A 19,649-nucleotide genomic window follows, 5' to 3' on the forward strand; every position below is an offset into this window, starting at 1 on the left:
AGCCACCAACTCTGGAACCCATCCAGTGGGGCAGGTCAGTTGTAGTCACGCAGCTCGGCTGGCTGGCGTGGTCATGATTGCTTCGTATTCGATGGGGGTCAACCGGCCGAGGGCGGCTTGGCGTCTGCGGCGGTGGTAGTTGCGTTCGATCCAGGTGACGATCGCGGTCCGCAGCTTGGCTCGGGTGGACCAGGTGCGCCGGTGGAGAACGTTGTTCTGCAGCAACGCGAAGAAGCTTTCCATGGCGGCGTTGTCTCCCGCCGCGCCGACCCTGCCCATCGAGCCGGTCAGGCCGTGGCGCGCGAGGACACGGACGAATTTCCTTGATCGAAATTGCGATCCGCGGTCGGAGATTACGGCCTTCGACCTCACAAAGAAGGTCGTTCGCATGGCCGCCACCACACGAGTCATCGCAGGCGGAGAGGCGGTGAAGGGTGCGGGCAAGAGCCAGAAGAGCCGTCGGCTGCTTGCCCTGAACAGCTTCACCACCGGAGTGTTGACCGTCCACTTCCAGCAATTGGAGAAGGAGAAGCAGGACTGGGGAGACGCCTATCAGGACCACGGGCTGGAATTCTGCTGGGAAGACGGTAGGCCGATCTACCCAGACACCATCACGGAGGAGTTCAACAAGATCGTCGATTTCCTGAGGCTGCCGAAGATTCGATTCCACGACGTGCGTCACATCTACGCGACCATCTAGCTGCGGGCCGGTGTGCACCCGAAGATCGTCAGCTCTCGCCTGGGACACGCGACGGTGGCGTTCACGCTCGACACCTACTCGGCGGACATCGAGGACCTTGACCGCGACGCCGCTGAGGCAGTGATTGGTCTGTTCCTGCCACCCTCACAGAAGGGGCTGGTCTGACGTGGAACTACGCCGGTTTAGCACCACTTTTTGCACCGAAGCCCCGAAACGAGGGGTCTGGACGTGCCCGAGAAACACGAAAGCCCCCGACCTGTGCAGGTCAGAGGCTTTCGGGTTGTGTGGGCGATACTGGGATCGAACCAGTGACCTCTTCGGTGTGAACTATGGCAGCGATACCGCGCTGACCTGTGAAAACAAGACTCTTGCAGGTCGGCGCGGCTCCGTTCAAGTCCTTTGAGGACCGTTCAGGCATGTTCAACGCGTGGAGTTGCTCCCAATCTGCTCCCACTCCGTGCTCCCAAGGCTCATCGGCTCTGTCTCGTCCGCAGCTCGGCGTGCACGCACGATGGCATGAGCGGACGTCGGTTAAGTGGCGGACGAGCACCGTCGGGAGTGTTCGGTTGAGCTGCGGTGCACAACTGGGTGCTTATCTCATTCGAACAGCTTGGCGTTCAAGGTGCTTCGGACAAGAGGAAGCACATATGGGTATCTGCCTTTCATTCCCCCACGGCTTCGATTCGCCTGATGAGCCACGGTTCTGACCCGAATGGTGAAGGGTGAATCGCTGCGCCGACCGTCCATCCCTCGGGGAGGCCGTTCTCACGGTCTGGGTCCACCACCACGGTACAGTCTTTGAATCTGATGTCAGCGTCCTCGTGTGTCCAATCCGAGAAATTCACCCAACCGAACGTGCAGTCTTGAAATACGGCCTTTCTGCGTACTTCCGCTCTGGAGAAGCCCAGCACGGCACCAGGTTTCGAATCTTCCATGTACATGCCCGATTCGAACGTCGCACCATTGAAACTGGTAAACGTTGCCTCAAAGCCAGAGAGTACAACCTGGCCGTGGAACTTCGTCCCCTCGCAGCTGACCTTTCCTCGAACCTTCGTGCCATCGAGTGCCGTCTTCCTTGCGATCGTCGCTCTGTCCAACGTCAGAGACCGGCACTCGCAGAACACCAGTTCGAACTCGTCGAGCGAGGCACCGGACAGGTCGATGTCCAGGTTGGGCCAGAAGTCCTCGCTCAAGATCTCCTCGCCATCCCGATCCGATATCCCGACCGTGTAGCAGTGTCGGATGATCAGTCGTTGACCGGCACGGCGGACCTCAAGCTCGGATTCCCGGTTGACCCCCGGAGAAGAGGCGTCCTCTCGGAACGGCATGCGCAGGTACGCGCACACGACGTCGATGATCGATTGTCGCAATGTTCGGTCGTTCGAATTCCTGCCCAGCCGTTCGAGTGCGTACAGCCCGGCTAGTCGCACTGCCGCTTGATCCGAGCCGAGCTGTTCTGCAGCACTCGAGTACAGCTCGGTGATCCGGCGTTCGGTGGCATCGTGAATGGTGTGCCGATCGGTGATCTCGGACGACTGCTGGCGACGGAACGCGAGCCAGAGTGCGAGACCTCCGCCGGTGCCGGCGGCAGTCGTCAAGCTCAATCGCAGGACGTCGACTCGCACCGACGCGGGGTCTGTCGCTCCGACGTAGCTGCTGGCCCAGACGTGGATGCCGATGCCGATCGCCGCCATGCTGAGCAGTGCGAGCGCGATCCACCACCACGACATCGGCCGAAGTTCGGGTAGGGCGGTCTTTTTCACAAGTGCCCTTGATACCAGCCTGCGGCGTTGTGGGTGTCGCAGATCCAGCACGGGCGAGGGCAGGAATGATCGTCACGGACAACGTGACAGTTCAGTGGTCGTTGGGGTGATCGAGGCTATCCGATCGTTCTCGCTGTTGGGAATTGGCTGAGCAGGGGGAGCCCGGGCGCTGGCAACGTCCCGAACGTCCTTTCATCGGCATGAGCGTGCGTTCGGATCGGCCAGATCCGGCCGTGTCGCCTACTTGCAGAGAAGCAATAAGTGTTCACCTGTGCCGTGATCGCCGTACGCGTCCGTTCGGGGCCGTTGACCTGCGATTTGGAACAGTTGGGGCGCAGTTCAGGTCGATCCGAGGACTCCTTCTGTGTGAACTATGGCCGCGATACCGCGCTGACCTGTGGAAACAAGACTCCTGCAGGTCAGTGCGGTCCGTTCGGGTCCATTGAGGACCGTTCTGGCATGTTCAGCGCACGGAGTTGCTCCCAATCTGCTCCCCACTCCGTGCTCCCAAGGCTCATTCGCTCTGTGTCGGTGGAGGCCGACGTGCACGCCCGGCGTGTTGGGCCGGAGGATCGAGGCGGACAAAGTCGCCCTCAGTACTTGCGTGACATGCTTTCTGTCGCCTCGCCCGACATCATCGGGCCGGACCTCGACGGTCTGGTCCATGTCGCGGGAAGCCCCAGGCAGGGTGCTTATGCCGTTGTGCCGCAAGGGTTCCGGTCCCGGGCGAGCGACTCAGCGCGACCTGCGTGGTGCTGTCGGCGAATCGCGGCCGCGACCCGGAAAGCGTGGTCGAAGTTGCCACGAAGGCCTTGTCGTCGTTCAACTGGCGCGACGTGGGCACGCTTTGGTATTCCCTTCTCATGCACGCTGACGAGGGGAAGCCGCCAGGCGCTTCCTCGATCACGCGATGGCCTGTTCGGGTTGGGCAGCGTCGACCGCGATCCCGGCCCCGTCGAACCTGCCGGCGCCGACTCTCGTGGGCATGTCAGGACCACAGGTCAGTCGTCTGCTTCCCGCTCGTCGAGCACCTCGGTCCCGTTCCACACGAACCGGGCGGTGGTGACGGCCTCGTCTCCGTCGCCACCCGTGATCAGCTGGTGGATCGCGATGCCGTCCAGTTCACGGTAGGTGCACCACTCGTGGTCGGAGGTGAGCACGAGATCCAGGTCCAGTGCGGACAGCAGTTCGAAGACCTGGCCGCGGTTCACGGTGTCGACGCCGACGAAGACCTCGTCCAGCAGGATGACCCGAGGTGCCAGGGCGACCGCCTGGTAGTGGGCCGCCACGGCGGCGAACAGGGGCAGGTGCAGGGCGATCGCCTTCTCACCGCCAGAGAGTGCTCCGTGGAGCTTCTTGGTCAACGGTTGCCAGCCCGTGCCGTTCATGCGGTCGAGTTTCACCACGAACCGGTGCCAGGCCGTGTAGTCGAACACCTGCCCCAGCTGCTGTTCCCAGCCTGCGGCGGACTCGTCGCCCTTGGCCTGCTCGACGCGCTCGCGGAAGAACCGGTGCAGCGACTCGCGATCGGCCTCGTTCAACCGCACCGGATCCTTGAGCAGGAGGTCGCGTGCGGCCTTCGTCCCGGTCGGCAGGTCGGGCGAGACCTCCCACACCAGCCGCACCGCCACTTTGGACGCCGTGCGCACGCGCTCCAGACGAGCGTTCATGCCGTCGACCAGTTCGTGTGCCTGCCGTATCCGGGCGGCGAGGTGACGGCGCGTGTCGCCGGTGAGGGTTCGGTCGAACAGCTCGCGTTCCTGTGCGGTGATGTCCTCCCGGCTGCGTTCCGCGTCGGATCGGAGCCTGTCGAACAACGCCGTCGCGCCGATGCGTGTCCCGTCCACCATGGCAGAGAAGACCTGGACGTCCTCGTCGGAGTCGAGTTCGAGGTCAGCCCGACCGCCGAGCACCTCGCGGGACGCGTGCACCTCCTCGGCCAGCCGATGCGCGGCGTCGCCGAGGTTCTTCGGCGAGTGGGGCAGCGCCGGCCACGCGGCCGCGACCGTCCTCGCAGCGTCGAGGGCCGCCCGGACACCGGTGGACGTCCTGAGAGCTCCGGTGAACGCGGCCAAAACGTGCACGCCGCCGTCGGCGGGGAAGCTGCCGTTCGCCAGATGGCGGAAACGGGCCGCCGCCTGGTCGCGCACGGCGGTGGCGCTGTCGCGGACCGCCGCGTCGGTGGCGCGCCGGGTGATCAGCTCACCCAGTCGCACGGCCAAGACGCTGATCTCCTTGCGGTTCCTGGCCGCCTCGCGCTTGACGTCGTCGAGTTCCTCCCGCAGCGCGCGGAGCTCGTCGAGCACCTGCCGGTAGTCGACGCCGATGGTGCTTTCGACCGCGTCCAGCTCGTTGTCCAGCCCACTTGCGACGGCTTCGGCCTCGTCCGCCTCGTCCTCTCGCTGCTCGGCGGCGAGCCGCGAGCGTTGTTCCTGCTCGGCGGTCCGGTCGGCTTCGCGCCGCACCGCGGTCAGGGCCGTGTGCTCATCGATCCACGCGTCTGCGGCCGCGCGGAAGGCGTTCACGGCGCCCGCAACGGCACTGAGCGCCTTGTGCTCGGTGGGAAGACCGTGTTCGGCCGCGGTCGCGGTCAGCTCGCGCAGGGCGTGTTCCACGCGTTGCTCGTGCTTCGACAGCGCGTCGAGCGAGCGCCGGACCACACCGTCGGCGGTGGAGACCGCCGCTTCCGCCCTGGTGAGCGCTTCCAGCGCCGCGTTCGCCTCGGCGTGGCCGGGCCGTGCGTCTCTGTCGGCCTGGACAGCCGACCTCCGTGACGCGAGTACTCGCAGCGTGGCGGTGTGCGCCTCGATGAGCTTCTCCGACGACGTGATCCGCTCGCGCAGGCCGGCCAACCGGTACTGCCGGGCCCGTTGCCGGGCGACCGCGCCGATGTGCGCGGCCTCGGCCTTCTGCCACGTGCCATTCACCGCGCCCAGCCGCCAGCCGCCGTCGGCACCGATCGCCGCGGGGTGCCCGTTCGGCAGATGTGTCCCGAAGGCCACCTCACTCAGCAGGCGGTTGACGACGTCGACGGCCACGGACGCGTCCGGCTCGGGCACGAGCACTTCGGCGAGCGATCGGCCTGGAGCCGCGGGGACGGAGCCGGGCACGGCGAAGGTGTCATGCCCGGTGATCGCGCCGTCGTTGCCGATCCAGGCGTCCAGCAGGCCCGAGGCCTCGAGCGCGGCCTCCACCGACGCGCGGACGTTCTCGGGCACCGAGTCGGCGAAGCGGACCAGCCGCCACAACGGCGCGCCGGTCATCGTCGCGCGGTCAGAGGTGCGCGTGCGTGGTGACAGGGGAGGCAGGTCCTGTTCGGTCAGCAGCCGGCGGACCTCCTCGCGTAGCGCGCCGCGTTCCTGTTCGGCTTCTCCCCGAGCTGTTTCGGCCAGGGTCTCCTCCCTGGTGATGGCGTCCAGCACCCGGCTCGCGGCGGCGTTGATCTCGCCCAGCAGGGCGGTCTCCGACGCGGCGAGGCCCGCCAGCGCGCCGGGCTGGGGGAAGGCGAGCTCGTGGCAGCCTTCTGCCCAGGCCGTGATGGCGGCTTGCAGGTCCGCGAGTGCTTCCTCGCGGCGGTCGCTGTGTTGCACGCGTTGTTCGGCTGCCTCCGCGAGTGTGTTCCTGGCGTCGTCGAGGATCCGCTCCGCTTCCTCCCTGCCGGCGACCGCGCTCCCGTGCTCGCTCAACGCGGCGCGCACCGCCTCCACCTGTTCGCCCCGTGCCTGCACGGCGGCGCGCAGCAAGGCCCGTGAGCGTGACGGGTCGGCGAGCGACCGGGAGATTTCCGCGTGAACGGAGACCAGACCGACACGGCCGGCCTCGGCCGAGGCGCCGTCGGCCAGCGCCGCCGTGGTCTCGGTTCGCGCCTGTGCGTGCTGGGCAGCGATGCCCGCGGCCTCCGCGTCGGTCTGGGCGGCCTCGCGATGGTGGGTCGCTTCGGTACGTCTCTTCGTGGCGGCCTCACGCGCCTTGCGGACCTGGATTCGCAGCCGGTCGAGCTGTTCGCCCTTCTGGTACGCCTCCCCACCGACCAGGCCCTGGACCCGTCCTTCGGTGTCGACGATCCGCCGTTCCAGCAGGCCGTCGAGCACTTCGGCTTCGTGCTTGCGCAGCGCCGCGGCGTCGTGCTCTTCCGCCGAGAGCTTCGCGGCCTCCGCTAGGTTGCCGAGCTCCGTCGTCGCGGCGATCAGTTTCGCCGCGGTGGCGCGCAGCACGCGCTGCGCGTACGCGCGTTGCCTCGCGCTGAGGCGCTGCGCCGCTTCGACTTCCGCGTCCATGCGGTTGAGCTGTTCACGTTGCCGGTCCAGGCGTTCGAAGCCCTCGGCCAGATCGCTGATCTCCGCGTCACCCAGCGGCGGCAGCGCCTTGGACAGCAGCGCGGACAGCAGCGCGGGGTCGAGCCGCTGGGAGAGTTTGGGTGTGCGGAGCTGGAGCAGGGCCGTGATGAGCGCGTCGTAGCGCTGTTCGCTCAACCCCTGGAACAGGGTCGAGCGCACGGTGGCCCGGTAGTCCGCGGCGTTCTGGTGGAGCACCCCGTGCTCGCCGAGCGCGGTTTCCAGGGCCTTGGTCGTGAGAGGCGCGCCGTGGGGATCGGTGAGCGAGAGGCCGTCCGGCAAGCCGATGCGCAGTTCGGTGGTGAAGTAGTCCGGGTGCACTGTGGTGGTGTGCCTGGTCGCGGCCAGCCGTGCGCCGCAGGAGAACCACCTGTCCGGTGAGTCGCTGGTGGAGGGGAAACGGAACTCCAGCCATACGTAGCCGACCCTGGTGGTCCCGGACGTCCCGTCTCCCATGAGGTTCCAGTGCATGGTGCGCTCGGACGTGCCGAACGTGGAGAGCCGGTTGGCGCGCAGGCTGGCGTCGAACAGGAAGGGCAGGAGCAGCTCCAGCGCCTTCGACTTGCCGGTGCCGTTGGGGCCCCGCAACAGCAACCGTCCTTTGTGGAAACGGAAGATCTCGTCGTAGTAGCGCCACACGTTCAGGATCCCGGCGCGTTCCGGGGTCCACCTGGCCACCGCGGCGGGTTCCGTGACGGTGCCGGCGGCGCTGTGCAGTTCGGTCACCGTCATGGCTCGTCCTCGACGTCGTCGGTGGTGGTTCGGGTCACCGCGTAGCGGGCGGCCGCGGGACGGGCTCGCACGACTCCGTTGCCGGCTCGGACGAGGCCGAACGCGACCAGCACGTCCAGCGCGTCGGCGACCAGCCGGCCGGAACCGTTCTCGCCGCGATAACCCTTGGCCCACTTGGGGAATCGACTCAGCAGCGCGTCGGCCTCGCCGTGCAGCTGTTCCACGGCGACAGGTCCGGGCGCGGACACGATCCGGTCTAGGAGCAGCAGTGCGGCGACCTTGGCGTTGCTCGAGTCGTCCGGGAACCGGCTGTCGGTGGCCAGGCCGTCCGGATCGATCAGCATGACACCCTCCGCGCGTTCCTCCACCACGAAACCCGCCTGGTCCGCGGCCCGGCGCAGGAGCTGCCCGCCGGTCGGGGATTCCAGGTAGGCGAGTTCCGCGGGCGTCAGCTCGTCGCGATGCACGACCGGGTCCTCGACCAGCCTGCGGAACACCGAGTGCCGCAGCCGCAGATTGCGTCGCGCGTCGGACACCTCGTCGTCGGCGTCCCCGTAACGTCGTTCGCGGGACAGCTTCGTCAGCAGCTCGGGGAAGCGCAGCGGGACCTCCTCGGCGGGCACCGCCACCTGCGAGGCGCCGACCGGAGCCGCGGGCATGCGCATGAGCAGCGTGGCATCCACCCGGTAGAGGACCTTCGCCGCGGCGGAGTCCACGTACGCGTCGGTGGCACCGTCCACCACCTCGACCGCGCCGGACGACTCCAGCAGGCGCAGTGCGTCAGCGAACGCCATCCGCTCGGCACGACTGGCCGTGTCGAACCGAGGCAACGCGGGGTCCGCGGCGCACGCCTGAACGACGCGATCCGCCAGCAGCCCGATGGTGGTCACCGGAATCGCCAGCAGTTCGGCGGCCACCACGCACATCAGCGTGTACCGGCGGCGGTCGAACGGGGCACGGCCGCCGCGGTGCCGTCGTGCCGGACGGGTGGGATCGGTGGCGACCCTGATCTTGGCCAGCCGGGCGTATCCCAGACGCGGCTCGACGACGAGCGACCACCCGCAGTAGTAGTCGAACCACTTCTCGACCGGAGTCTGCCGCCTGCGCACGAGGTCGAAGGTTGCCGGTGCGGTCCTGGCAGTGATCAGCGGTGCGGCGAGGAGCAGGCGGATCGCCCGCGCGACCTCCTCGCGCTCGGCGATGACCAGTTGGTTCGCCAGATTGCTCATCCCACCCCCGCTTCCCGGGGCCGTGTCGCGCGGCCACCCTGTGCGCGGATCTCGACGTCGTAGTCCGGGCTGACGAACACTCCGCGCGGGCTCCGGATCACGGCGTGCTCGCGGTACTCCCGCGGTGGGGTCAGCAGGATCTCCACCCGTCCGTCGCCCGTGGTGGTCCGGTGAACGCCGTGCTGGTCCGGTGTCGCGGCCAGTGCTCGTCCGAGCAGCTCCAGCAGCCGTTCGAGCACCTCGTGTTCCAGTCGCGCGAACCGGGAGAGCTGGACACCGCCTCCGGTGTCCAGCCGGTCCCAGGCGGCTTTCAGCGCGGCCCGTTCGGCACGAGCCCGTTCGGCACGCGCCGCCTTGACCGCCGCCACGTCGCGCACCCGCCCGGTGCGGCTGAACCTCTCCGTCCGGCCCGCGCTGCGCAGGAGAGCGGACACCTCGACGGGCGGCGCCTCGGACCACCCGGCCGACGAGCTGACCAGCTCGGGGTCGGCGTGCGCCAGATGGGCGTGCCGGGCCGAACCGAAGCCGAAAGCCGTGGCCCACAACAGGTGCAGGTCTTCCTCCGAGGGCGCCGCGGCGAACCAGCGGGCCAGCTCGCGGAAGTCGGCCGCCGCACTGGTCGACCGGCGCCGGGACTCGGTGATCCGGTCCAGGACCTGCAACAACGCGATGATCGCGCGCCGTGCGACCGCGAACAGCTGCTCCGCACGGGGTGTGCTGCCGTCCACCGGGAGGAACCACGCCCGCACCCCTTCCCACCTGGCCCTGCGCAGCTCCAGCCACGCCACGTCCGCGCCTTCGCCCGCGGTGGGCGGGAGCTCGGCCCCGAGCAGCGCCCGGTGATGCAGTAGAGGCATGCCGTAGTCCTCCACCACGGCGATCCGGCCGGCGATCGCGTGCGTGCGCTGCTCCAGATTCGTGGTGAACTCCTGGAGGTAGGCCACGGTCGCCGCCTTGACCTCACGAAAGGTGTCCTGGTCGGCACCTTCGGTGCGCAGCAGCCGCTGGAGTTCACCGTTGAACTGCTTCGTGTTGCCACGCAAGGCTTCCAGGTGGCCTTCGAGTTCGACCAGTGTGCTGAACACCCGGCGATCCGGAGCGGCGGGGTCACCCAGGTGCGCGGCCAGTTCGGCGAGCCTGTCCGCGATCGCGTCGAGCACGGCGGTCTGGAGCGCGCCGGTCGAGGCCAGCACGCCCACCGCGTGCACCACGCCGGCCAGTGCGGCCTCGCCTCGTCTGGTCAGCGAGTACTGGACGTTGCGCCGCTCGTACTCGTCGGCGGTCCGGTAGTTCTCGGCGTGGTTCTGGGTGACGTCGAGCAGCCCCCAGCCGCGCAGACTGCCCAGCGCGTCGGTGAGATCCTGGTCGTCGAGCGGGTCGAGCCAGCCGACGGAGCGAAGTCTCGACCGCACGTCGTCCAGCCCCAGAGCCGTTTCCAGCCGTTCGTTGGCCTCACCGAACGCCTGCAGGACCGCGACGTACAGCTCCGCCCGCTCGCCCGTGGTGAACCGGAACATCTCCGCCGGCACGCGCATGGCCGCCAAGGTGATCATCCTCCCTCAAACGACCACGCTACGGCAGACCACCGACAGTCCGCCCGCGTTCCTCGATCTCCTCCAGCAGGTGAGCGGTGACGCGCTCCTCCGGAACCGCCGACCCGTGCTCGCGCATCGCGTTCGCCAGCCCGTCGTCCCAGGGCGCCTCGGTCACCCGTCCCACCGGAGTGCCGTCACCCAGCGCCCGCAGGTAGTCGTCGGTCGCCATGCGCCACGGTGTGGCCCCAGTGCGTGCGACCACGTGCGCGGCGATCCGCACGCCCTCGCCGTCGAAGTCACCGTGGTAGCGCAGCGCCGAACCTTCCACAGCCAGCCCGCGCAGCAGGGCGATCACCGCGCTGTTGGGCCACCCCGACGTGCACACTATCGGCGGACAGGAAGGCCCGAACCGGGCGACCGCCACCGCGAGCACACTCGGGTTCTCGAAGACCCACACCTCCCGTGGCGCGCCGACGAACGAGGCGGCCCGCACCTGCGCCAACGTCAGCGCCGCGACGTGCCCCGCGTCCGCGCACATCCCCAGGACCCGGCCACCGACACCGCCCAACCGCAGCCCGGCGGCCAGAACGACCGACGAGAGCTCGTCCGCGACCACCCCGGCGCTCTCCCACAGCGCCCGTCGCTCCTGGGCGTTCTCCGGCAGTTCCACACCGTGCAACTCCGCCAGCGCCCGAAGGACCAGCCCCGAGCCCCGTGTCCCTTCGTCCAGGGAGTGCGGATCGCCAAGCAGGTTCTCCGCGAGCACCGGCAGTGGCACACCTGCCGCCGGCAACGCGGCAACAACGCGCAAGGCACGCTCAAGTTCATTCCTGGTGCGCTCGACAGACCTAGCGACGAGCCCAGCCCGCCGGACGGAGTCCGCCCATCCTCGCAACGCCGGTTGCGCGGTGACCACGGCATGCGTGTCCAGCCACGTCCAGAGCTCGGCGCGGGCGGCGTCGGCCAGTGCCCGCTGTCCCGCCCGGTCGTCCAGCGGTCCCAGCAGGGCGACGACGACCTCCCGTGCCCCGGCGCCGACCGCGGACAGGAGCACCTCATCGAGTGCGGCCACCGACACCGTCGCGTACTCGCCCGGCAGGCGATCGGTTCCCAGCAGATCGGCCACAGCTGCCCGTTGCTCTTCGTCGAGAGGGCCGGTCTTCACCCGGCTGACCTGACGGCCGGACGACATCCGGTCGTGCACGGCCTTCCACAAGGGCATGAGGGCAGGTGATCCGAGCCTGTCCAACGCGCGCTTCACGAGTCACCGGGTTGTTCGCCGTCCACCGGTGTCAGCAGGCCGGCGGTGCAGGCGAGCGCGTGGAGCTGACGTTCGGCCAGTTCGGCCGAGAGCGGTCCGCGCAGCGTCCCATCAGCGCTCGGGTGGAGCCCGACAACGGTGACCTGGATCGCGGTGGCCAGCTGGACCACTTCGCTGAGCCGGCCTTTGAGGTAGTCGTCGGCCGCCGTGAGCAGGTCCGCATTCCAGCGTTCGTTGCCCGCGTCGTGGTCGATTCCGTCATCGCCGAGGATTCCGTCGTCGGACAGCAGGTCCAGGGTGAGCTCGAGTTCGTTTCTGCCGTCGGCCAGGCAGACCTGCCGCGTCACGGGATCGTAGGAGGCCAGGACGCAGTGCGCGCCCCGGCGCAGCAGTGACTCCTGGACGCCACCCTCCCATTCGGACTCCTCCAACTCCACCCACCCGGCGCCCAGAAGGATCATCGAGAGTTGTTCGAGGACGGTGTCGGGGTAGCCGTCTCCGTTTCCGTCGCCGTAGAACAGCCGGAAGTACTCCTCGGCCGCGGCGGCCTCTGCCGCGTGCCCCGCGGTCACAATCGGAGTGAGCAGCACTGACGCCTCGAAGAAGTCGACATCGGGACAGCCGCCCCCGTGGCACCACTGCTCTCCTGGGCACGACAGGGCGATCCTGTGCACCGCTTCGACGGTGTCATCGCCCTGTGCGGACCGGGTGACGGCGAGTAGATAGCTGTGCAGGGGCATCGGAGTGCTGAACAGGCCGTCGCTGCCGCTCGCCGCGCCGCCGTAGACGTGGATGAGCACACCGCTGCGGTGTTCGTTCGCCCATCCGGCCATGGCGGCGCGAGCGACGGACGCCGTGGGCGTGCCGTCACCGGGCGTCCAACTCGTGAGCGACCACCGCGGGCTGTACCTCCAGTCGCCGGCGCTCAGCAAAGCTTCGGCGACGACGTCACGTGCTTCGGGACAGTCGTCCGTGACCCGCACTCCGCCCAGTACATCGCTCGTCGCGAGCAGTTCGCTCGCCACACCGCAGTCCTCCGTAGCAGCCATGGACCGGGGCGTCGTCGCTGACCACCACCGCACGTCCTCAGGCACCAGGGCCTCGTTCGCGGAGGCGTCGATGGTGATCGTCTCCGAAGGCGGGGGCTCGCCGGCCACACCGAGGAGGGCGAACAACGCGGCCTCCCACTCGCCGATGCCGCCAGGGGACATCGACAGTTCGGGACGTTCCGCCCAGGACTCGGGAAGCCGGACGGTCACCTCGCCGAGTTCGGGCAGCGTGGCCACCACCAGCAGCCGTTCCGGTGGCGTTTCGTCATCACCGGACGAGGGGCGCGAGGGGATGGGACGGCGGTCGGTGTCCAGGCGGGGAATCCAGGCGGGGCGCCGTTCCTGTCTCAGGCGGATGCGCGTCGCCTGGTCAAGCAGTTCGTCCTTGCTCGGATGCGAGCGGAGGAAGCTGGCCGCCACAGGGCGTACCAGCTTCTCCAGATCTGCCTTGAGCAGCACCGCCGGATCCAGTGGCAGTTCCACGAACACCTCGGGCACTGCCAACTGAGCCATCCGCGTCTCCATCGCGGCGGTGAACTTCGCCCGGAAGTCACCCCTGGTCGCCGCGAACGCCTTCTCGGCGACCTTCAGGTCGACCTTCTCGCCTGCGATGGTCGTCAACATCGACAGCAGCAGGTCGTTCTGGGAGTAGGCGTCGAACATGAGAGTCACGGTACTGGTCGGGCACAAACGACCGCAGCGTTTCATCGTGGGCGAGTACCAGGTCGAGACCACGTACCGTGCACGATTCGCGCGGCAGGCTGGCAGCGTCGCTGCTCTGGACGGGCAGATCGAGGATCGCAGCAGTATCTCGCAAGGGATGCCGGTGCCTGGCTGATCGTGGCGGCGAGGCGGATGAGTCCGGTACATCAAGTGTTCAGCGACCGGAGGCCGTCATTTGACCATTCACCACCGTTGTTACTTGAGGCTGCCGATCACGACGAGTTCGTTGGCGACCTCGGTGACAGTGGATCGTGCGGCGTTCAGCAACTCGTCGAGAAGTCGCAGCCGGAGAAGATCCTCAACTGGTGCGGAGGGCGCGTCCTGTCCTCTCAGACGATCGTTGATCGCCTTGCTCAGGTGAGGTTGCACGATGACGACTTCGGTTCGGGCCGTGGAATCGATCAACCTCAGTGCGTCGAGAAACTCGTCTCTCGAGGCCGTGCGCTTTCCGAGATCCCAACAGGCCGGACGTTCGAGGGTGGTGTTCGAAAGCCTCTTCAGCAGGAGATCGCGGTCGGTGTAGACGAGGTTCTTCAGAGCCTGCGCGACGACGACCTCGAACGGTCCCAGTGCCACCCGCCTGGCTTGGGACCGGCTGCTCGCTCCCTTCACGTGGATGAGCTTGAGGACGGAGCCGTCGGCCGGCACGTAGACGAAGTCCGCGGTCTCGCCTGGACCGTCGTCGCAGATCAACCAGCCGTCGCTGTGGTTGTCGACGACCCACGTGAAGAGAGACCTGTCGTTGTTCTCTGCGATCTTGTCGTGGATCTCCTGCGTTGCCGGGAACGGAGGCTTCTCCTGATCGATCTGGTAAGCACCGAAGTCCTCGAAGCTCCAGCCGGGGAACGGGAAGTCGCGCGGGCGGTTCTCCCAGATGCGCCCGTCCGCGATCACGTGACCGGAGCTGTAGTAGACGCGGGCGAGTTCGTTCGCGTACTGCAGCGCGCCCAGCACCCGCTTCACCGGTTCCGGATCGGCGGGGGTGCCGTCGTCGTACCCGATGTCCAGTGGGAAGCCCGGATCGCACGGGATCGGCTTTCCCCTCAATCGACCACTGATCTTGCCGTTCAACCCGACGTCGATGGTGAAGCCTGCTGACCGCGGCCGTGGCGCCACGTCGAGCAGCGCGTCCTCGAGCAGCTCAGCGGCCTGGAACAGTTCGTCGTCCGCAGAGGGTGGTAGCAGGGCCGCGGGCGTTGCGCTGATTTCGTATGCCCCGGTCACCGCGGTGAGATCAAAGACTTCCCGGGCGAAGTGAGGGAACGCTTCGTCGCTCGAGCCCGCAGCCAGTTCTTTCTCGATCAGTTCCAGCAGTTCGACCACCGCTGCCAGGAAGTCGGCGAAGTCGGACGAAGGTCTCAGCCAGACGGACGACGAGCCCGGTGCGCTGCCGATGGTGCCTGTCAAGGCCTGTCGGTCCGGTGAATCGGGAAGTTCGGATCGGGCCGCACCCACCGCGTAGGTCGAGCTCTCGGCTGGGTTGATCGCGTCCTGCAGCCGTAGGCCACCTGTGTTCATGATGTCCGGTTTCGTGGTGCGCGGGCGATGGACGCCACGCAGCCAGAGACTCTTGGCGTCGCCCCGGTGCAACGCGCTTTCCAGCGCCCGCGCGGGGATGCGGGTGAACGGCGGTCTCGGCGCCTTGTCCAACCAGCGTTGCAGTCGTCGCTCTGTCGCTTCGTCGCACCGCACCGCCACCAGTCGCCGGCGTCGCAGCGCGACAGTCAGGACGTGTTCCGTGTCCTCGAAGCCTGCTTCCTCCGTCGCCCAGGCGGGACGGTCGCGCAGTTCCGTGACGAATCCGGTCAGTTGGTCGACGTCCTCTCCGAGGTCGTACTCGGCACCGGACGCCACGACTGCGACTTGGCGTCCGGTATGGGCACGACGCGGCTTCAGGAGTTGCTTCCTGAGGCCATCAAACGCGATGGCGAGATTGTCTGCCGTGCATTGAAGAACGGTCACCGAGATGTACGGGTGAACAGTCGTCCAGGCGAAGGCTCTCGGCTCAGCACTCATCGGTACACCTGCTGATCGAATGAGAACGCTTTGCAGCGTGCTGTTGACTTCCGTGCCTGGAGGTCGCAGAGCCTGGCCGCGATGTTAACGGCAGCGGAGGGTTTCACTCGATTGGCGTCTTCGCCTCCGAAGGGGTTGACAGACGGCTTGCTCGGGTGAATCTGTTTGAATCCAAAATTGCCCAGATGTGCCCCGGCGCTGCCGCTGCACGCGAGCCTTGGTGCTGTGCTCGTCAATCCAGGTCGATCAGTGCGCTTTTGACCTGGAGGACGATGTGATGGCGTTTGCCGAAGGCTGGAACCGCTTCGGCGAGCAGCGCCGTCAGCACCCCCTTCGCCGCGCTGGTGTCGCCGGTGCTCGCGAGGTCCTCCGCCTGTCGTATCCGCTGGGCGACGTCATCGGGAGAGATGAAGCCCGATGAGCGTCCACGGTCGAATCTCCTGGTGCTCGGTCCGCGCTGCAGGTGACCTGCTTCGGGTGGATGGACCTCTCCCGGGAATCGGAACGGCAGGGTGAGATCGGGGTCGAAGCTGGGATTGGGCTCGTGATCGCCAGGTCGAGGTGCGTAGTCGGCCAGCGTGGTGATCACCTCGTCGCAGGCCGGTCTGTCGTCGGCGCACTTCGCCAGCAGTCCGAGCACGAGGTCGTTCAGCGGGGCGGGTACGTCGCGGGGCAACGGGGCGGGGATGTCTTCCAGGTGTTGCGCGCCGACGTCTTTGGTGGGATTCGTCTCCTCGGAGAACGGGAGCTGTCGGGCGAGCATCAGGTAGAGCACGCAACCGAGGCTGTAGAGATCGGCCGGCGGGAGAGCTCTCTTTTCGGGGTGCGCTATCCGTTCCGGTGCAACGTATCCGGGAGTTCCAACGAAACTTCCGGTGTAGCGAGTGGGGTCTCCGTCGAGGGGCAGCGCGATGCCGAAATCGATGAGGTAGACCCATCCGCGATGTGTGATCATGATATTTCCCGGTGTTAGGTCCCGGTGAACCACGCCAGCCGCATGGGTCGCGCTGAGCGCTCGCGTGACCTGGATTCCCAGGGCTACGGCTTCTTCTCGGCGAGGTGGATGATTGTTGAGCAAATAGTCTGACAGTGAGGTGCCGTTGATGTACTGCATGACGAAGTAGGGCAAGCCGCGGAATTCGTTGACGGCGAACACGTTGGGGATGTTGCCGTGGTGGATTCCTCGCAGCATGAGGGACTCGCGTCGAAACCTTCCGAGTGCCCTGGTGCGCGCTTGGTCGGTGATGGTCTGCAGCTGCTCCTCTTTGAGCGTCTTGACCACGACCCAGGTCTCGGGCTGTGCGGATCGCACGTCCTCGGCGAGGAACGTGCGGCCCATGCCCCCTTCCCCCAGTGGTCTCCGCAGTACGTAGGTGTCGTCGAGGATGTCGCCCTTCCGCACTTCTGGCCTTTCTGCGTGATCCGGATCCGGGTGTTCAGCGAGCGGGTTGCCAAGGTGATCGAAGTGGCCGCTAGTATGCCGTCGCCTTGTCTCGCCGAGTTTCCGCGGGGGTGAGGTGGCTAGTGTTCGGATGCGCACGACGTTGCGAGGATGACGAGTTGAAGCGCGAGCCTGCGGATATTCGAATCGGGTTGTCCGATCTGCATCTCGGCAAGGGAGGGTGCCCCACCGCTCGGGCTGTGAAGGTCCGTGGGGGACGTTCGTGGCCAAGTCGGATGGAAACTGGCGGAGGATTGCTCGTCGACTTCGCGCTCGGGCCGTTGATGAACTTGCTGGACCAAGTGGAATTCGGCACTCGCGGAATGGAGCGAGTTCTGGAGAGAGTTGTTCTGACTCGGGAAGAATATTACTTCCGAGGTGAACTCGTTCACCCCGGACTCGTCGACTGGACGATCGACCTGGTCAAGGCTTACCTGGCGGCGCGCGACACCCACCTCGCCCGGCAGGGGCCGTCATGTCCGATTCCGGTACGCGGGGAGTGGGTGGTGCGCACAGAGTTGAACCGCGTCGATCGACGCGGCTTCAGGATCTACGAACGGTTCTGCTGGGGGCGTCGCTACGAGTCCGCGGACGGCTCGGTGCGGGAGATCTGGTTGCTGTCGTTGGGCGCGGTGAAGGACAGATCTGTCGCTCAGTTGGCGTTGGGCGCTTACGTCGCCGCTCACGGGCAGGTGCCGGGTGTCTCCACGAGCAAGGTGGGCGCGGCCATGCCGCGGCTCGTCCGATTGGTCGGGTTCGGGGGCACCGGACAAGCGCGCGTGCTCGACCAGCGCTCCGGCGTCGAAGTGGGGGAGTATTTCGCCGACGCGGCGAAGGAAGCGCTCGCCGCCGTCATCGACACCGATGTACGAGTCCCCGGCGGTGACTGTGCTGGGTGTGGGGAGTTGCCGGACTGCGGATCAGTTGTGCGGGTTCGTCTCCTGCCTGATCTCGCACCTTCCCGGGCTCTGCGGACCAGGACCGTGTCGGCGACGGATTTGCGCACCTATTCCATCTGTCCCAAGAAGTACCACCTCGTCAGGCAACTCAAGCTGCGGGATCCGAACTGGGTCGAGGGGACCCAGATCACGCTCGGACGTGGGGTCGACGCGTTGCTCAACAAGCGACATGGCGGCGTTGGCGCCGTCCGATGCCGGCCAGATGACTCCTGGCCGCTTTCGACGATCGAGCTCGCCGCTGAACAGCGTGATCGGGCAGGAAGGATGCTCGCGCAACATTCGGGCTCGTGTCCGCTGACCAGTGAAGTGGACAGCCTGCCTCAGGTTCAGCGGACCGTTTCCGCGTATGACGCGCATCTCGACGTCGTCTTCGTCGGGACTCCGGACCTGCTCTACGTCGAGGACGGAGGCTGGGTCTGGCGTGAGACGAAGACTTCGAGCAAACCGCTCTGGGTAGGGCGCTCCCTGCTCCGCAGATACCCGCAGTTGGCCCTCGGCGTGTTGTTCCTCGCTGTGGGGGCGGTGGACTCGCGAACGTCCAGCGGTCGTGTCGAGCTGGAACATCTCCAGGTCGACGACCGTGCGGTGGAGGAACTCGACGTGTCGCAGCCGGCGGTGGTCGCCGAGGCGCGCAGCGTCGTCCAGGACCTTCTCGTTCCGCTTCTCGCGGACACCAGGTTCGAGGCTTCTCCCGGCAGGGACTGCCGAAGTTGCGAAGTCCTCAGGTGGTGCCCCGAAGGCAGGGAACACGTGCGACGAACGAGTGAAGGTGCGGAGAAGAGCGCCAGTGATTGATGGTGACGTCGACCTGGGGTTGTTCGGTTCGATCGCGCGCATGCTCGTGGAACTCGACGAAATTCCTGACCCTGCAGCGTTCAAGCATCCGTACCCGCTTCTGGCTCAACGCACGCTCAACGAGGTCGTGCTGCGCTGTCTGCTGGACGAGGCCAAGCCTCCGAACAGCTTGCCCGGAATGGTGAAGTGGTGCCACGAACGCTCGTTGCCGCAGTGGCCGCTGGCCACGCCCGAAGGCTTGTTCGACGAGGAAAGCTTCTTGTTGGACGGTGAAGCCGGTGTGCTCACGGAACTCTGCTACGAACTCGCCTTGGTCAGCGCATCGTCGGACCCTCTCCGCAAGGCCGTCGCGGTCATCGACGAAGCGGCGTTGGCCGCCCGGATGCAGCGCGACCAGGCGTCCTACAAGAATCTGCGGCGTCTGCTCGCGCAGAGGCCGGTGCTGGACAACGCGGGCCTGACCGAAGCGTGGTGTTCCAGCGGACTCGGTCAGCTCGACACCATGATCCCGAGGCTGTACCACCAGGTGCCGATTCGGTTCTACGACCGTGGCGTGTGCCGCTCATGTCCTGGCTGTGGACATCTGATGATGCCGCTGGAGACGGACTGGTGGTGCGAGAGGCGCGAGTGCAGGATCCGAGATGCCGGTGTCACAGGCAGAGTCTGGGCCGCACCTCACGGGGAACTGTCCCAACTGGATCGATGGCATCGCCAGTTCGTGGGGGCGCCAGGGCGGGTGACCCTTGCCCTGTTCGAACGGCTGAGCGCGATGGGGCTGAGTCCCGACGATGGCGAGGTCGAGCTGTGGCCGGACTTCGGCGCGTGCGATCTCAAGATCTCGTTTCCCGACGGACAGACCTGGGGACTGCGCGTCGTTGATTGGGAGAACGCAGCTCTGCTGGGGCACGCCACGGGTTCGTTGAGCGGATCTGTGTTGCCGGTGGACGTGGCGGTCTGGGTCGTACCTGATCACCGGGTCATGGGGAATCCCGGCTATCGCGACTCGTTCGCGGACTTCGCCGGAGGAGCGGCGCGAGGCGCTCTCCTCCGCACGTGCGACCAGGTCCTGAGCGAAGCGAGGTCGCGCCTCGGCGACCTGAAGGAATGGTGAG

General features: G+C 66.9%; 13 protein-coding genes and 1 pseudogene. 5 read left to right on the plus strand and 9 right to left on the minus strand.

The features are described from left to right. Positions 1 to 45 precede the first annotated feature (45 nt). Positions 46 to 369, minus strand: a pseudogene (locus tag OG205_RS45435) (integrase core domain-containing protein); the annotation flags it as partial. A gap of 19 nt (positions 370 to 388) precedes the next feature. Between OG205_RS45435 and OG205_RS45440 the strand changes: the two are divergent. Beyond that, positions 389 to 700, plus strand: a complete 312-nt coding sequence (locus OG205_RS45440) for a hypothetical protein (RefSeq protein WP_330273923.1) — start codon at positions 389 to 391, stop codon at positions 698 to 700. Between the two features lie 12 nt (positions 701 to 712). Then, on the plus strand, positions 713 to 865 hold the full coding sequence (locus tag OG205_RS45445; RefSeq protein ID WP_330273924.1) for a hypothetical protein: 153 nt from the start codon (positions 713 to 715) through the stop codon (positions 863 to 865). Positions 866 to 1,362: 497 nt separating this feature from the next. Here OG205_RS45445 and OG205_RS45450 read toward each other — a convergent pair whose 3' ends face one another. From OG205_RS45450 to OG205_RS45475, 6 genes are all read right to left on the minus strand, one after another. After that, positions 1,363 to 2,463 (minus strand): pentapeptide repeat-containing protein, encoded by a 1,101-nt coding sequence (locus OG205_RS45450; protein WP_330273925.1) that lies wholly within the window; start codon positions 2,461 to 2,463, stop codon positions 1,363 to 1,365. Between the two features lie 1,001 nt (positions 2,464 to 3,464). Further along, the gene (locus OG205_RS45455) at positions 3,465 to 7,529 is read right to left on the minus strand and encodes a TIGR02680 family protein (RefSeq protein WP_330273926.1); all 4,065 of its coding nucleotides are present in this window, start codon (positions 7,527 to 7,529) and stop codon (positions 3,465 to 3,467) included. Further along, the gene (locus tag OG205_RS45460) at positions 7,526 to 8,758 is read right to left on the minus strand and encodes a TIGR02678 family protein (RefSeq protein ID WP_330273927.1); all 1,233 of its coding nucleotides are present in this window, start codon (positions 8,756 to 8,758) and stop codon (positions 7,526 to 7,528) included. The genes OG205_RS45455 and OG205_RS45460 overlap by 4 nt, the downstream gene beginning before the upstream one ends. Continuing rightward, entirely contained in the window at positions 8,755 to 10,311 is a 1,557-nt protein-coding gene (locus OG205_RS45465; RefSeq protein ID WP_330273928.1) for a TIGR02677 family protein, read from the minus strand. Before OG205_RS45465 ends, OG205_RS45460 begins: the two co-directional genes overlap by 4 nt. A gap of 19 nt (positions 10,312 to 10,330) precedes the next feature. After that, on the minus strand, positions 10,331 to 11,515 hold the full coding sequence (locus OG205_RS45470; protein ID WP_330273929.1) for a TIGR02679 family protein: 1,185 nt from the start codon (positions 11,513 to 11,515) through the stop codon (positions 10,331 to 10,333). A gap of 35 nt (positions 11,516 to 11,550) precedes the next feature. Next, the gene (locus tag OG205_RS45475) at positions 11,551 to 13,266 is read right to left on the minus strand and encodes a hypothetical protein (protein WP_330273930.1); all 1,716 of its coding nucleotides are present in this window, start codon (positions 13,264 to 13,266) and stop codon (positions 11,551 to 11,553) included. A gap of 46 nt (positions 13,267 to 13,312) precedes the next feature. Between OG205_RS45475 and OG205_RS45480 the strand changes: the two genes are divergently transcribed. Next, positions 13,313 to 13,441 (plus strand): hypothetical protein, encoded by a 129-nt coding sequence (locus OG205_RS45480; RefSeq protein WP_330273931.1) that lies wholly within the window; start codon positions 13,313 to 13,315, stop codon positions 13,439 to 13,441. Between the two features lie 80 nt (positions 13,442 to 13,521). On the opposite strand, the gene OG205_RS45485 is transcribed toward OG205_RS45480, so the two are convergent. Together OG205_RS45485 and OG205_RS45490 are read right to left on the minus strand one after the other, a co-directional pair. Further along, a complete protein-coding gene (locus OG205_RS45485; protein WP_330273932.1) occupies positions 13,522 to 15,180 on the minus strand; it encodes a hypothetical protein in 1,659 nt (552 codons plus the stop codon). Positions 15,181 to 15,574: 394 nt separating this feature from the next. Continuing rightward, a complete protein-coding gene (locus OG205_RS45490; protein WP_330273933.1) occupies positions 15,575 to 16,882 on the minus strand; it encodes a serine/threonine-protein kinase in 1,308 nt (435 codons plus the stop codon). A 20-nt stretch (positions 16,883 to 16,902) separates the two neighbouring features. Between OG205_RS45490 and OG205_RS45495 the strand changes: the two genes are divergently transcribed. Both OG205_RS45495 and OG205_RS45500 read left to right on the plus strand, forming a co-directional pair. Next, a complete protein-coding gene (locus OG205_RS45495; RefSeq protein WP_330273934.1) occupies positions 16,903 to 18,537 on the plus strand; it encodes a PD-(D/E)XK nuclease family protein in 1,635 nt (544 codons plus the stop codon). After that, positions 18,530 to 19,648 carry a restriction endonuclease-related protein gene (locus tag OG205_RS45500; protein WP_330273935.1) on the plus strand — a complete coding sequence of 373 codons (1,119 nt, stop codon included), beginning with the start codon at positions 18,530 to 18,532 and terminating at the stop codon, positions 19,646 to 19,648. Before OG205_RS45495 ends, OG205_RS45500 begins: the two co-directional genes overlap by 8 nt. The last annotated feature ends 1 nt before the right edge of the window (position 19,649 follow it).

It is taken from the genome of Lentzea sp. NBC_00516 (assembly GCF_036346835.1).
GTDB lineage: Bacteria > Actinomycetota > Actinomycetes > Mycobacteriales > Pseudonocardiaceae > Lentzea > Lentzea sokolovensis.